Here is a 14,298-nt window from a genome sequence, read left to right as displayed (position 1 = left end):
CTGGCGCGCAGCGGCTGGCGATCAGCCGGCGGCCTGCTGGCCGGAGACGACCTGCTGCAGCTCGCCCGACTCGTACATCTCCATCATGATGTCCGAGCCGCCGACGAATTCGCCGCGCACGTACAGCTGCGGGATGGTGGGCCAGTGGCTGTAGTCCTTGATGCCCTGGCGGATTTCCTGGTCGTCCAGCACGTTCACCGTGGCGATGTCCTTGGGGTCCACGCCGCAGGCCTTCAGGATCTGGATGGCCCGGCCGGAAAAGCCGCACATGGGAAAGCTGGCGCTGCCCTTCATGAACAGCAGGATGTCGTGGGTCTTGACCAGTTGGTCGATGCGTTGCTGGACGTCGCTCATGGCGTGAATGCTCCTCGAGGGGTGGAGGCCCCGACCGGGGCACGTGAATGACGGGATTATTTCATTGGCGGTGGATGTTTGCCCGGCATTGTCCCGCCGCTGCAGCGGGCTATGCCGGCCAGGTCGTGGCGGCTTTGTACCTGCTCGAAGCCGGCCGCGCGCAGCAGAGCCTGCACGTCGGCGGCCTGGTCCCAGCCGTGCTCCAGGAGCAGCCAGCCGCCGGGCACCAGATGGGCCGGCGCCTGCGCCACGATGGCACGCAGGTCGCGCAGGCCGTCGGCGCCGCTGGCCAGCGCCGATAGCGGCTCGTGGCGCAGCGCGGCCAAGTGCGCGTCATCCGCGCGGATATAGGGCGGGTTGCTGACGATGGCGTCAAAGTTGCCGGGCGCGCTCGCCAGCCAGTCGCCGCGCTGCCACTGCACGGACAGGCCCAGACGTTCACCATTGGCACGCGCCACGGCCAACGCATCGTCACTGGCGTCGACGGCGAGCACCCAGGCATCGGGCCGGGCATGGGCCAGCGCCAGGGCGATGGCGCCGCTGCCGGTGCCCAAGTCGGCCACGCGCGGCGCGGGCACCGGTGCCAGGCACTCCAGCGCCCAGTCCACCAGCGTTTCGGTGTCGGGGCGCGGGTCGAGCACGCGCGCATCCACGGCCAGGGTCAAGCCGTGGAATTCCCGGTGGCCGGTCAGGTAGGCAACAGGTTCTCCGTCCAGGCGCCGGCCGCACAGCGCGTCGAAGACTGCGGCGGCCTGCGGCGGCAGCGGCTCGTCGTCATGGGCGAACAGCCAGGCGCGGTCGTGCGCCGGGCGGCCGAGCGCCTGCAGCAGCAGCATGCGCGCGTCGGTGCGGTCCACGCCGCGCTGCTGGGCGCGGGCCAAGGCGTGGCGCAAGATGGTAGGCTCAGACACTATGTTTTTAATAGCTGTAGGCCCTTAATGAATATGGGCTAAAGGCCAATTTGACTCGAAACTCCTGAAAGAGGCCGATTGGGTCGGCCCGAGGCAGGCCTCAGGCGCCAGTCTCCAGTTCGGCCAGCAACTCGGCCTCGCGCGCGTGCTGCAGTGCGTCCAGCACCTCGTCCAGATCGCCCTCCATGATTGCCAGCAGCTTGTACAGCGTCAGGTTGATGCGGTGGTCGGTCAGGCGGCCCTGCGGGAAGTTGTAGGTGCGGATGCGGTCCGAGCGGTCGCCCGAACCGACCAGGCCGCGGCGCGTGGCGGCCTCGCGCGCCTCACGCTCGCTGCGCTCCTTGTCCTCCAGCCGCGCCTGCAGTACCGCCAGCGCCTTGGCCTTGTTGGCATGCTGGCTGCGCCCATCCTGGCATTCAGCGACGATGCCGGTGGGCAGGTGCACCACGCGCACGGCCGAGTCGGTCTTGTTGATGTGCTGGCCGCCGGCGCCGCTGGCGCGGAAGGTGTCGATGCGCAGGTCCGCCGGGTTCAAGGTGATGGCCCGCGTCGCGTCGGGCTCGGGCATCACCGCCACGGTGCAGGCGCTGGTGTGGATGCGGCCCTGGGTCTCGGTCACCGGCACGCGCTGCACGCGGTGGCCGCCGGACTCGAAGCGCAGCCGGCCATAGGCGCGCTCGCCCTCGATGCGCAGCACCACCTCCTTGTAGCCGCCGAGTTCGGCCTCGTGCGCACTCATGATCTCCACCCGCCAGCCGGCGTTGGCGGCGTGGCGCGTGTACATGCGCGCCAGGTCACCGGCGAACAGCGCGGATTCGTCGCCGCCCGTGCCGGCGCGGATTTCCACAAAGGCGTTGCGCTCGTCATCCGGGTCGCGCGGCAGTAGCAAGCGCTGCAGCTCGTCCTCCAGCGTGATCAGCTCGGCCTGGGCGGCGGCAATTTCCTCGTGCGCCAGCTCGGCCATGTCAGGGTCGGCCAGCAGTTCCTCGGCAGCCGCCAGATCGGCCTCGCGCTGCTGCCAGCGTGCCCAGCGGCCGGCCACGGCGGACACCTCAGCATGCTCGCGCGCCAGGGTGCGCATCTGCTGCATGTCGGCCATGATGTCCTCGCGCGAGAGCAGGAAGTCCAGTTCCCCCAGGCGGTCGGCATGGCGCTGGAGCTGGGTGCGAAGAAACTGCTGCATGGGCAAAAAGGCAAGCGAGAAAAGCCGCGTATTGTCGTTCGTTGTTGCTCGGCGCGCCGTCTGTCGGGCCACGTGCGCCGCTGGTCTGCCCGGCCATGGCCACGCCAGCGCATCGGCACCAGACTGGTGGCCGCCATGGACTTGCACCCTTCCTGCCCGCCGCGCGGCTTTACCCTGATCGAGGTGCTGGTCGCGTTGATCATCTTTTCCTTCGGCATGCTGGGCGCAGTCGGCCTGATCCTGTCGTCCCTGCAGGCAACCAAGTACTCCTCCAACTCAGCCGTGGCCGGCGCTCTGGCGCGCGAATACGGCGAGATCATGCAATTGGTGTCCGACGGGGTGTCGTCCACCGCGTCCGCAACCGCCGATTCCGCCAACACGCTGATGCTGGACACGACCGCCATCAGCAGCGGCTCGCCCGGTAACTGCACCGGCAAGGACAAGACCTGCACTCCGGTCGAATTACTGGCCGCACTGCGCGACGACTGGGCGCTGCGCGTCAAGGATACTGCGACCCTGCCGCAGGGCCGCGCCGAGGTCTGCCGCGACTCCACCCCGCGCAACGCCGACGGCGAACTGGAATGGGGCGGTTGCGACGAGGACGGCGCCACGGTGCTGATCAAGCTGGGCTGGCTGGGCAAGCAGGCGGTCGGCTCGGAGGGCAGCACCGTGGATCGCTCCTGGATGACCGCCGATCGACCGCAGTTCGCCCTCTCGGTGATGGGTAACCTGCGCGACTACGTCGGCACACCCCCGGCCGGAGCCTCGCCATGAACCACCAGCCCTGTCCGAAGCATGTAGCGCGCCAGCGCGGCCTGACGCTGGTGGAGTTGCTGGTGGCGGTGGCGCTGATGCTGATGGTCACCGCCGGCACGGTGGCGCTGTACTCGGTGAATGCCGGGAGCAACAAGACGGTGGACGCCTCGCAAAGCCTGGACGACACCGCGCGGTTCGTGTTCGAGCTGGTCGGGCAGGCGATCCGCAATGCCGGTTACCCTGGCGCCGTGCCCGAGGACGCCGATGAAGGTACGCTGCGCCGCACCGTCGTCAATCCGTTCGACGCATGCAGCGCGAAACCCAAAATCAAACCTTGCCCCATCCTGGGCTTCGACAATTCCAAGGTGGCGGGCACTACAGGGGCCGTGGGCGGCAACAACAGTGGCGGCGTGAACGCCAGTGACAGTCTGGCCGTGCGCTTCAATGGCGCCAGCGACAGCGTCAAGCAACGTGACCAGGGTCGGGGTAACGAGAGCATCACCACCTGCGGTGGCAACGCCGTCGCGCTCACCACGGACGAGTCGCAACTGGGTATGAGCATCTTCTGGCTGAAAGAGTACAACGGTGAGCCCGAGCTGTACTGCACCGAGGAGTACTACCAAGCGGACTCTCCCAAGGGATGGAAGAAATCGAGCAATCCAGTAGCGCGCGGCGTGGAAGTGTTCCAGGTGGTGTACGGCCTGGACTGCGCGGGCAGCTGCAGCAGTGACGGAATCCCGGACCGGTGGGTGCGCGCCACGGATATTAAGGACGTGGATTGGGTCTATGTGCGCGCCGTGCGTATCGGTCTGGTGCTGCGCGGCTCGCCAGGCAGCTCGCAAGGATCCCGCGAAGTCGAGGATGCAACGGAACATGACCTGTATCCGCTGGGCAAGGGCTTCAGCGCTGGCCAGAGTGCATCGGATTTCAAGTTCACGCCTTCCAAGACCGACGGGCGCCTGCGCCGCGTCTATACCAGCACTTTCATGCTGCGCAACGTGGTTGACAAGCCGCCGCCGACACCATGACCCCCATCGCTTCGCCTCGCCCCATGCGCCGCCAGCACGGCCTGGCGTTGATTTTCGTGTTGCTGATGATGGTCATCACGCTGTCCTCGGCGCTGTTCGCCGCACGCTCGACACTGTTGGGCGACAAGGCGGCGCGCAACGACCGTGACCATCAGACCGCCTTCCAGGCGGCCGAGCTGGCCCTGAACGACGCCGAGCTGGACATCATGGATGCCACCCTGGCGCTGGCAACGGGTTCCAAGGCGCGAGGCTGCAAGTTCGGCAACAAGAAAGCGGCCTTCTATCCGGACATCAACTGCAGTGCCGATACCGACCGGCGTGGTTTCTGCGCCATCCCGATGCAGGACCCCGACACTGCCACACCCATCTACAAACACATCGATTGGGAAGAGACCAGCGATAACGCGCGCGTGTACGTCAAGTACGGCGAGTTCACTGGGCGCGCCAGCCATTTCAAGACCGGCAGCAAGCCCCCCATGCCCGCCAAGCCACCCAAGTACATCATCGTCCAGGCAACGCCGGCCAAGGTGCAGATCGTGCGCAACAAGCAGACCTTCGAGGTCGAGGCGGCTTACAAGGTGTATGCGCTGGGGTACGGCGTGAATCCGAACACCCGGGTCATGCTGGAGGCCGAAATCTACAAGCCCGTGCTGGAGAAATCCTGTGGCGGGTGAAAAAGTGAAGGAGGCAAATGCCATGACAAACTCGTCCGTCCCCGCGCGGCGCAGTGTTGCCGCACGGCATATGCTCGGGCTGCGGTTCGCGGGCTTGTCCGGCGTGGTCGTGCTCGCCACCACCCTGGGCCTGCGCTTGGCCACATCCCAGGACAGCCTGCCCGTCGCGACGGTGGACCTGGCTTCGCCCCCGAGCGCCAAGCAGGAAGAGCCTTCCAACGTGTCGCTGGCGCTGTCCGTCGAATTCCCCACAGTGGGCGCTGCCTATCGGGAGGCGCAATACCGGCACGAGCCCACCACTGATCCTTACCTGGGGTATTGGGATGTCAAAAGCTGCTATGCCTACAAGGAGGGCGGTGATGCCTCTTCGCTGGGTGGAGAGTATTTCTACCGCACTGGCGCTGCTAGTAGCAGTGGCGACTGCAGCAATGCCTATAGCGGCAATCTGCTGAACTACGTCGCCACCTCGGCCATCGACGTGTTGCGGCTGACGTTGACGGGCGGCAACCGGGTGGTGGATACCGCCAGCGCCACGGTGCTGGAGCGCGCCTATCTGTACAAGGATTGGAAGCTGAACAACGGAACTTATTTTCCGGTGCGCAAGATCCACAAAAAGTATTTCGGCAAGGCCATGCCCAATGGCACGGCGGCCAGCGGGGACGATTTTGTCTATGCCGGCAGCTGCAAGGACCGTGTCTGGTTTGGCACCAAGACCGGCAATGACTTAGATTGTGACGCTCCCAGCTCGAACAACGACCTCAACCCTTCGAAGCAGGTCAAGGGCAGTGATGGCAAGGACAAGACGGTCTATGTGCCCATGTATGCCCGCGTCAAGGTTTGCACCCCGTCGGAAGCGCCCAGCCGCGGGGACCTGTGCGCGCGCTATCCCAGCGGGCAGTACAAACCAATCGGAGAAATTCAGAAGAAATCCGATGGCACCCGCCTGGCTGCTTTTGGCTATCTGGCGGACAACTCGGACAGGCGTTACGGCGGGGTGCTGCGTGCTCCTATGGGCTATGTGGGTCCGATGGTGCCCAACGCCTCGGGCATCTTGGCGCCTAATGCGGAAAAGGAATGGGATGCCGTCACGGGTGTGTTCACGGACAACCCTAAGAAAGCTTCTTCCTTCACCTACAGCGGTGTGATCAACTACGTCAACCGCTTCGGCACTACGGGAAGCACCAAGGGGGATTACAAGGGGCTGGACCCGGTCGGCGAGCTGTATTACGAATCGCTGCGCTACTACATGGGCCTGGGTCCCACCCCAGCGGCCGTGCAGGATTATGTCGGCAAGGAAGACGGTTTCCCGGTCTATACCACCTGGGTGGATCCGATCCGCAATGCCTGCCAGCGCAAGAACTTCACCCTGGTGATCGGCGACGTCAATACCCACTTCGACAAGCAACTGCCCGGGCATGGCGGCTCGAACGGCACTAGCACGGACGCCCAGGACCCAGCGCGTGGCGTCGAAAGCCTACTGGGCAGTGGGACCTTCAACGCCGCCGACTGGGCCAAGGTCATTGGCGACCTGGAAACCAACGCCAGCCAGACCTATACAAACTCCTTCGGTGTCGCGGTCTCGACCAAGGGCAACCCCAACCCCAACGGCTCCAACAGCGGTCTGAATAACAAGAAAACCGGTTCGGGTAATCGCTCGTCCTATTTGTGGGCCGGAGCTGCCTACTGGGCGCACACCCAGCCCATCCGCAACGACAACGACAGCGATGTAAAAAGCAAGAGTCTGGTGCGTGTCAATACCTTCACCATCGATGTGGACGAGGGCGGCAACGGCACGATCGACAACAACCCGCGCAGTATCAAGCCGCGGGAGAGTAGTTTTTATCTGGCGGGCAAGTACGGATGGTTCAACAATGCCGACGGCTCCAAGGTCAACCGCCTGCAGCCGCTGTCCAATGGTGCCCTTGGGGTCAACGAGGACCTCGACGGCCATCCGTTTCGCAACGTCCTGACCGGAGCGCTCGACAACAGCCGCTGGGAATATGCTGGCGCACCCAACACGCCCGACGGCTACGTCATCGCCAGCCAGGCCAAGAAGCTGCAGGAAGGAGTGGCGCGCTTTTTCAACTCGATCGGCGGCAGTGTCACTCCCAGTTCAGTCGTGGGGCTGAGTTCGGTCAATTTCAGCACCGCATCGCCGGACGGCGCCCTGTTCGTGCCGCAATTTGATTCCAAGACCTGGGCCGGACGGCTGGTGAAGGCCAAGATGTCCTTTTCCCAGTCCACGGGCGATCTTGCGGTTGCATCCGCGCTGTGGGACGCCGGCAAAATTCTGACCGATGCTTCCGTGGCAGGCTCCGTGACCGATCCAATGGTCAGGCCCGTGGACCGCAAATTGTTCACCTATACCCGTGAAGGTGCCAATCGGGGCGGTCAGGTGCTGTCCAAGGGAGAAAAGAGCAAGCTGGACGCCGCCGTTCTGGTCTCGCTTGCCGTGCGACCGATTGGGGCGCCGACCGGCATTTCAGATTCGGGGATGCAGGACGCCACGCTCGACTGGCTGCGTGGCGAGCGTGCCCTGGAAGCCGGCGTCGAAGGGGGCTATCTGCGTGCCAGGACCTCGGTGCTGGGCGCTATCGTCAATTCCGGGCCGGTCTATCAGGGGAGCGTTGACAGCGACAGCCAGGGAGACGGCTTTGCGCAATATGCCGTCGCGCAGAAAAACCGTACACCGGTGGTCTATGTGGGCGCCAATGACGGTTTCCTGCATGCTTTCCGCGCCAGTGACGGCAAAGAGCTGTTTGGCTACATGCCACGCGCCGTTGCCCACAAGACAGCGCGCCTGGCATCGGCCGATTACACCTATCAGCCTCTGGTGGACGCAATTCCGGCGATCAGCGACGCCCAGCAGGTCGATGATGAAGGGCAGCTGCAATGGCGGACCTTACTGGTGTCGGGAATGGGCGGCGGCGCGCAGGGAATCTTCGCGTTGGACGTGACCGACCCTGTCAACTTTTCCAAGGACAAGGTGCTGTTCGAGTTCACCGACCAGGACGATGTGGACATGGGCAATGTCGTGGGTGCCCCGCAGTTGGTGCGCATGATGATTCCCGGCAGTCCGGCGACGTACCGCTGGTTCGTTGCGGTGGGCAGCGGCTACAACAACTATCAGCCCGATGGCCATGCCAACACCGATGGCGCGCAGGCGCTGTTTCTGCTCAGCGTGGACAAGGCGCCCTCTGCTGCTTGGGTGGAAAACACCAACTACTTCAAGGTTCGGCTGCCTGCGCCCAGCGGCACTACCAAGGCCGCAGCGTTGACCAACCCAGGCGTTGCGACCGATCTGCAGGGCAACGCCGTCAACCTGTATGCCGGCGACACCTACGGCAACCTCTGGAAATTCGATTTCCGGCTGGGCCTGGACGCTGCCAAGGCAGCGGTGGCGACCCGCAAGAGCGGCTCCGAGCGGCCGCTGGCCAAGCTGACGGACAAGAACGGCAAGCCGCAGCCCATCACCACCATACCGCGCGTGGCCCCTGGGTTGATGGAGGGTTACATGGTCATTGTCGGCACCGGCAAATATCTGGAAAGCGGCGATGCGGCCACCACCGAGCAAAACAGCGTCTATGGCATCTGGGACAACCTGGGCAACAAAAAGGCGGACTACGAAGTAAAGCGCACGCAACTCACAGCGCGCAGCGCAGATCCGGCCAGCCAAGAAACCTTCGAATTCGGTAGCCAGCGCGGCTGGTATCTGGATTTGCCGGTGGATGGCGAGCGCGTGGTGGTCGAGCCAGACACCCGCTTTGGTTATACCGCCGTCAACTCCTTCGTGCCGCCCTCCGACTGTTCGGCCAACGGCACTGGCGCCATGATGACCTTTGACAACCTGTACGGCTTTAGCCGTAGTGCGCGCGACTACCGCTCGCGCCCGCTCAGCCGGCCACGCATCGTCGCCCTGGACCTGTCGGGCGCCGATACGCATACCTACACCGTGCGCCAGCCCACAGGGCGGCGCAAGCTGACGGTAACTTCCCGGCCGGTCAGCGCGGTAAGCGGCGCGGGTGCCAGCGAGCCCACGGTAGCCCAAGGGGCGCGGGTATCCATCGAGATCCCGGCAGGCCGCGTCGGCTGGCGCGAGATCAAGAACTTCTGATCGGCACGAGACATGCAGCACCACTTCCAGCGCCGGGGCTTCAGCCTGATCGAACTCATGATCGCGGTGGCGATTGTGGCCATCCTGGCGTCGGTCGCCTACCCGTCCTTCATGGAGCAGATCGTCAAAGGCAAGCGCAGCGAATGCCGCTCCGGCGCTCTACAGGCCATGCAGCAGGAGGAACGCTACTTCGGGCAGTACAACACCTATGTGAAAGCCGAGGCCCCGCCCAAGACCGCCAAGGTCAAGAATTTCTCGGGTGACAACCCGGGTGGCAGTGCCTGCCATATCACTGCTGACGCCTGTGCCAACCTGACGCTGGAGCAGTGCGTCGAGGTACGCTCCAGCCCGAAGTTCACCGACCCCAAGAAGGTTAACTATTTCTACGTGGACAGCAATGGAGTACGCGGCTGTTCCATCAACGGCACGCGTACCACTACGGACAAACTATGCTGGTGAACCGCACGTCGCGCCCGGCAAGCTCCCATCCCCTGGCCGGCTTCACACTGATCGAACTCATGGTCGTGGTGGCGGTGGTGGCCATCTTGGCTGCGCTGGCGGCGCCATCGCTGCGGCAGTTTTCTGCCAACCAGGCGCTGTCGGCGGCCGTTTCGGAGCTGGTGGGTGCGGCGATGAATGCGCGCAGTCTGGCCATCAGTCGCAATGCACCGGTAGTGCTGGAGCCCCTGTCCGGCAACGACTGGACGAGCGGCTGGCGTATCTATCTGGAAAAAGACAATACCGAAGGCTATGCTGCTGGTAGCGACGAGTTGGTGGCCACTGGCCCTTCGTTTCCCGACTCCGTGGCTATCAACAGCAGTCCGCCCACCAACTGCACTGTCAAGAACCGGTTTGCCTACCAGCCAAGCGGTTTTCTGAAATTCGGCAGTGACTACGGCAACGGTGGAGTGCCGCTGGTTTCCACGGAGTCCGAGCGCCATCGTTGTGTGGTGTTCGACAAGATCGGTCGTACGCGCATCTGCGGCGGCTCCAAGTCCGGGAACAGCGATGCCGGGGCCTGCTAGCCCTTGAACCTATGAGCCGCTGGTGCTACCGGCTGCCGGGCGTTCAGCACGCAAAAACATGCGCGCGATGGCCTCCGAAGGAGGTATCGGATCGGCCGCGCCCCCCGCCCGCAGTTCAGCCATCGCGCCATGCAGCATCTTCTGCGTCAGCCCGCGCGACAGCCCTTCCAGCACCGCCTCCACATCCTCTCCACGCGCCAGGCGCTTGCGCGCACGGGCCAACTCCAGTGCCCGCCACTCATCGGCCTGGGCGTTGAGTTGGCGGATCAGCGGCACCGTGCCGCCGGTGGGGTCACGCTGGTCCACCCAGCGCATGAAGTTCTGCACCCCCGCGTCGATGATGGCCTCGGCCTGCGCGACAGCCGCCTGCCGACTGGCCTGGGCCGTCTGCACCACGCCAGCCAGATCGTCCACGGTGTAGAGGTAGACGTCCTCCAGCTCCTTGACCTCGGGCTCGATGTCGCGCGGCACGGCCAGGTCGACCATGAAGATCGGCCGGTGGCGGCGGCGCTTGACGGCGCGCTCGACGGCACCGAGGCCGATGATCGGCAACTGGCTGGCAGTGCAGCTGACAATGGCATCGAACTCGTGCAGGTGCTCGGGCAGTTCCGCCAGGCGCATGACCGAGCCGCCCAGCCGCGTGGCCAGCTTCTCGCCGCGCTCCAGCGTGCGGTTGGCGATGGCGATGTGCCTGGGGCTTCTGGCGGCGAAGTGCGTGGCGCACAGCTCGATCATCTCGCCGGCGCCGACGAACAGCACGCGGATCTGCGACAAGTCTTCGAACAGCTGCCCGGCCAGCCGCACCGCAGCGGCAGCCATGCTGATGCTATGCGCGCCGATGTCGGTGCTGGTGCGCACTTCCTTGGCCACGGCGAAGCTGCGCTGGAACAGCTGGTTCAGCGTGCTGCCCAGGGCGCCCGCACCTTCGGCGACACGCACGGCGTTCTTCATCTGCCCCAGGATCTGCGCCTCGCCCAGCACCATCGAATCCAGCCCGCTGGCGACGCGGAAAGCGTGGCGTGCGGCCAGGCCGTTCTCCAGCTGGTAGGAATGCGCGTGCAGCAGCTCGGGGCTGACGCCGCCGGTATGCGCCAGCCAGCCCAGCGTGTGCTCAAGCGCCGCCGTGGGCGCGGCGCAGTAGATCTCGGTGCGGTTGCAGGTGGACAGGATGGCGGTTTCCACCTGCGGGTGGCGGCTGCTGGTGGCCAGCGACTGGCGCAGGCCATGCAGCGTGGGCGCGATCTGGTCAAGCGCGAACGCGAAACGGCCCCGCAGGTCCAGCGGGGCAGTGGTGTGGTTGATGCCGAGCGCCCAGACTGCCATGGGGGTGGATTATAAAATTTGTGCCGCTCCCGGCCAGCGCGCGGGGTATCACGCCTTGATCTGCCTCAAGACTGCATGAGTGTCCTGTCCTTGTTAAATCACCTGCTGAACTTTGCCTTGCCGGCTTTGGCGCTGGCAATGCTGCTGGTGTTGGCCAGCCATGCCCTGTGGCGCCAGCGTGCTCGCGAGGGTGGCTGGCTGCGCCCGATGGTGCTGCACTTCGTGGTCGGCTGCGCAGTGCTCTCGGGCGGGCTGGTACTGCTGGGACGCGACGGACGCATGCTGACCTATGCCGCGCTGGTGCTGGCGTGCGCCACCAGTCAGTGGCTGTGGCTGCGGCCCTGGCGCGCCTGAGGGGCAACGCGTCTAGCTGATTTTGGATGAAAAGTGCCTCCGGCCCTTTTTTTGCAAGGGCGGCAAGCTGCTTTTTTGATAGTGCTGCCGCAGCCTGAGGCATGGGCAAACCGAACCGGGTGACACAACCCTGGATATGTCCCTGGCTTTTCCCGCCAGCCCAGCGCCGCTGCGTCACAACCCCAGCTTGGCCAGACTGCCGCGGCCTTCGCGCACCACCACCGGATCGCCACCGCTATTCATCGGCGTCAGGTCCAGCACCGTGGTCTGCTCCAGCGGGCAGCCGCCTGCGTCCACCACGCCATCGATCAGCTTGCCGAAACGCTCGGCGATCTCCTCGGCATCGTTCAGCGGCTCGGTCTCGCCCGGTGGGATCAGCGTGGTCGCCAGCAGGGGCGAGCCGTGCAACTCCAGCAGCAGTTGCAGGCCCTTGCGGTCGGGCACGCGCAGGCCGATGGTCTTGCGCTGCGGGTGGCTGACGCGCCGCGGCACCTCCTTGGTGGCTTCCAGGATGAAAGTGTAGGGCCCGGGCGTGCCCAGCTTGAGCAGGCGGAACTGGCGGTTGTCCACATGGGCGTAGCTGGCCAGCTCCGACAGGTCGCGACACAGCAGGGTCAGCAGGCGCTTGTCGTCGATCTGGCGCACCCGGCGCATGCGGTCCACGGCGACCTTGTCGTCAAGGCGGCAAACCAGGGCGTAGCTGGAGTCGGTCGGCACCGCAAGGATGCCGCCACCGGCGAGTAGCTTTTCGGCCTGCTGCAGCAGGCGTGGCTGGGGATTTTCGGGATGAACCTGGAACAGCTGGGCCATGGTGTCTATCAATCCTTGTCAGGTGCGCGGCGCGCGCAGGATGCGCGGCTGCAGCAGCGCCCACACGGGTGTGAGCTGGCCGGGCAGGTCGGGCAGCGCGCCCAGATCGGTGTGCGACTCGTCCGGGCTATGGAAATCGCTGCCGCGTGAGGCGGCCAGACCGAACTCCTGCGCCATGCCGGCGTAAATGGGGTATTCCGATGGCAGGTGGCTGCCGGTGACCACCTCCACGCCTTGGCCGCCGTGCTGGGTGAATTCGGAGAACAGCGCGTACTCCTCGGTCGGGGTAAAGCGGTAGCGCCCGGGATGGGCGATCACTGCCAGGCCGCCGGCATCGCGTATCCAGCGTACGGCGTCGCCCAGCCTGGCCCAGCGGTGTTCGACGTAGCCCGGCTTGCCCTCGGTCAGGAAGCGGCGGAAGACCTCGCCGGTATCGCGGCACACGCCGGTTTCGACCAGATAGCGAGCGAAGTGCGTGCGGGAGATGAGTTCCGGATTGCCGACGTAGCGCAACGCACCTGCATAGGCATCCTGGATACCGACCTGCGCCAGCTGGCGGGCCATCTCCTGCGCCCGCTCACCGCGCCCGCCGCGCGTGGCCAGCAGTCCTGCTGCCAGCTGCGCATCGTCGGCGTCGAAACCGAGACCGACGATGTGCACCGTGGTGCCGGCGAAGGTCACCGACACCTCGACGCCGGTCAGGTAGTCCAGTCCCAGTGCGTGTGCTGCCGCGATGGCGCGCTGCTGTCCGGCAATCTCGTCATGGTCGGTCAATGCCCACAGCTGCACCCCGTTGGCATGCGCGCGCGCAGCCAGCGCTTCGGGCATCAGGGTGCCGTCGGAAACGGTGGAGTGGCAGTGCAGATCGGCATTCAGCAGGATGGTCACCAAGGCATTTTAGGGGTCGGTTTTATGCGCTGACGTGTCGGAAATCCGCTCGTGCATGAAAGTCACGACTGACTAGCTTTGTAAATAAATGTCATTCAATGCGACACTATGCAAGCTTTTTTTGTGCCTGCCCTACGGCAGCACCCTTACTTGTTTTTCGCTTCGGCCATGATGAATTTCCAAAATCTCTCAGTCGTTCGCAAACTCTGGGGCCTGGTACTGGGCCTGATGCTGGTCATGCTGGTGCTGCTGGCGACCATGGTGACGCATGTGCAAAAGCTGGGCAGCGAATCCCAGCGCATCGCGCTGGCCAACGAGGAGCGCCTGGGACTGGCGCTGCGCTGGCAGGGCCTGACGGCCCTGGCCGTGGAGCGGGCGGTGCTGGGCGTCAGCCTGGCGGACGAGGCCGTCGCCGAGCGCCTGCGCGGCCAAGCGCAGCACAACATTCAGACCATCAACGGCCTGCAAAAGCAAATCGAGGACAAAGCGTTTTCCGCCGAGGACAAGGCGCAGCTCGCCCGCGTCATCGAGGCGCGCAAGGTGGTGCTGGAGGGTATCGGGCAGGCGGGCCGCATGCGCGCCGAGAACGATTTCGCCGGTGTGCTCACCCTGGTCGAGCAGCAACTCAACCCTGCTGTCGAACGCTATGTGGCCCAGCAAGACGCCTTTGCCCAGCTGCAGCAGCGCCAGCGCGACGAAACCGTGCAGCTCATGGCCGCGCAGCAGCTGCGGGCCGAATGGCTGGGCGGGGCCATTGCGCTGGCGGTGGCGCTCGCCGGCATCCTCCTGTCCGCCCTGCTGGTGCGCTCCATCACCCGCCCGCTGGCGCGCGCCGTGGCGCTGGCCGACGCCATCGCCGCGGGCGACCTCACCCAGGA

At 65.1% G+C, this 14,298-nt stretch carries 14 protein-coding genes; 8 read left to right on the top strand and 6 right to left on the bottom strand.

All coding sequences use genetic code 11. The features are described 5' to 3' along the window. Positions 1-21: 21 nt before the first annotated feature. The 3 genes from grxD to prfA all read right to left on the bottom strand — a co-directional run bounded on the left by grxD (position 22) and on the right by prfA (position 2,448). On the bottom strand, positions 22-354 hold the full coding sequence (grxD, locus tag BLQ61_RS14420) for a Grx4 family monothiol glutaredoxin (RefSeq protein WP_091571795.1): 333 nt from the start codon (positions 352-354) through the stop codon (positions 22-24). A 56-nt stretch (positions 355-410) separates the two neighbouring features. Continuing rightward, positions 411-1,265, bottom strand: coding sequence for a peptide chain release factor N(5)-glutamine methyltransferase (gene prmC, locus BLQ61_RS14415; RefSeq protein WP_091571792.1), 855 nt, complete (start codon positions 1,263-1,265; stop codon positions 411-413). Positions 1,266-1,365: 100 nt separating this feature from the next. After that, positions 1,366-2,448 carry a peptide chain release factor 1 gene (prfA, locus tag BLQ61_RS14410; RefSeq protein WP_091571790.1) on the bottom strand — a complete coding sequence of 361 codons (1,083 nt, stop codon included), beginning with the start codon at positions 2,446-2,448 and terminating at the stop codon, positions 1,366-1,368. 135 nt (positions 2,449-2,583) lie between these two features. On the opposite strand from prfA, the gene pilV reads away from it, so the two are divergent. Genes pilV through BLQ61_RS14380 form a run of 6 tightly spaced genes read left to right on the top strand, consistent with a single transcriptional unit; the run spans position 2,584 to position 10,045 of the window. Beyond that, positions 2,584-3,222, top strand: coding sequence for a type IV pilus modification protein PilV (pilV, locus tag BLQ61_RS14405; protein WP_175488311.1), 639 nt, complete (start codon positions 2,584-2,586; stop codon positions 3,220-3,222). Beyond that, on the top strand, positions 3,219-4,232 hold the full coding sequence (locus BLQ61_RS14400; protein ID WP_091571787.1) for a PilW family protein: 1,014 nt from the start codon (positions 3,219-3,221) through the stop codon (positions 4,230-4,232). The genes pilV and BLQ61_RS14400 overlap by 4 nt, the downstream gene beginning before the upstream one ends. After that, entirely contained in the window at positions 4,229-4,906 is a 678-nt protein-coding gene (locus BLQ61_RS14395) for a pilus assembly PilX family protein (protein WP_139182761.1), read from the top strand. Before BLQ61_RS14400 ends, BLQ61_RS14395 begins: the two co-directional genes overlap by 4 nt. A gap of 22 nt (positions 4,907-4,928) precedes the next feature. Continuing rightward, positions 4,929-9,020 (top strand): pilus assembly protein, encoded by a 4,092-nt coding sequence (locus BLQ61_RS14390; RefSeq protein WP_139182760.1) that lies wholly within the window; start codon positions 4,929-4,931, stop codon positions 9,018-9,020. Positions 9,021-9,032: 12 nt separating this feature from the next. Further along, entirely contained in the window at positions 9,033-9,479 is a 447-nt protein-coding gene (locus tag BLQ61_RS14385; RefSeq protein ID WP_091571779.1) for a type IV pilin protein, read from the top strand. Beyond that, positions 9,470-10,045 (top strand): GspH/FimT family pseudopilin, encoded by a 576-nt coding sequence (locus BLQ61_RS14380; protein WP_091571775.1) that lies wholly within the window; start codon positions 9,470-9,472, stop codon positions 10,043-10,045. Before BLQ61_RS14385 ends, BLQ61_RS14380 begins: the two co-directional genes overlap by 10 nt. A gap of 9 nt (positions 10,046-10,054) precedes the next feature. On the opposite strand, the gene hemA is transcribed toward BLQ61_RS14380, so the two are convergent. Beyond that, entirely contained in the window at positions 10,055-11,368 is a 1,314-nt protein-coding gene (hemA, locus tag BLQ61_RS14375) for a glutamyl-tRNA reductase (RefSeq protein ID WP_091571773.1), read from the bottom strand. A gap of 75 nt (positions 11,369-11,443) precedes the next feature. Between hemA and BLQ61_RS14370 the strand changes: the two genes are divergently transcribed. Beyond that, entirely contained in the window at positions 11,444-11,722 is a 279-nt protein-coding gene (locus tag BLQ61_RS14370) for a hypothetical protein (RefSeq protein ID WP_091571770.1), read from the top strand. A 174-nt stretch (positions 11,723-11,896) separates the two neighbouring features. On the opposite strand, the gene BLQ61_RS14365 is transcribed toward BLQ61_RS14370, so the two are convergent. Both BLQ61_RS14365 and BLQ61_RS14360 read right to left on the bottom strand, forming a co-directional pair. Beyond that, positions 11,897-12,532 (bottom strand): L-threonylcarbamoyladenylate synthase, encoded by a 636-nt coding sequence (locus BLQ61_RS14365; RefSeq protein WP_091571768.1) that lies wholly within the window; start codon positions 12,530-12,532, stop codon positions 11,897-11,899. Positions 12,533-12,550: 18 nt separating this feature from the next. Next, on the bottom strand, positions 12,551-13,420 hold the full coding sequence (locus BLQ61_RS14360; protein ID WP_091572066.1) for a 3',5'-nucleoside bisphosphate phosphatase: 870 nt from the start codon (positions 13,418-13,420) through the stop codon (positions 12,551-12,553). 168 nt (positions 13,421-13,588) lie between these two features. Here BLQ61_RS14360 and BLQ61_RS14355 point away from each other — a divergent pair. Continuing rightward, the coding region (locus tag BLQ61_RS14355) for an MCP four helix bundle domain-containing protein (protein ID WP_342672244.1) at positions 13,589-14,298 on the top strand (710 nt) is incomplete at its 3' end.

The organism is Oryzisolibacter propanilivorax (assembly GCF_900103645.1).
Lineage (GTDB): Bacteria > Pseudomonadota > Gammaproteobacteria > Burkholderiales > Burkholderiaceae_C > Melaminivora > Melaminivora propanilivorax.
The sequence above is the reverse complement of the archived record's forward strand: the minus strand, read 5'-3'. Positions and strand labels throughout refer to the sequence as shown.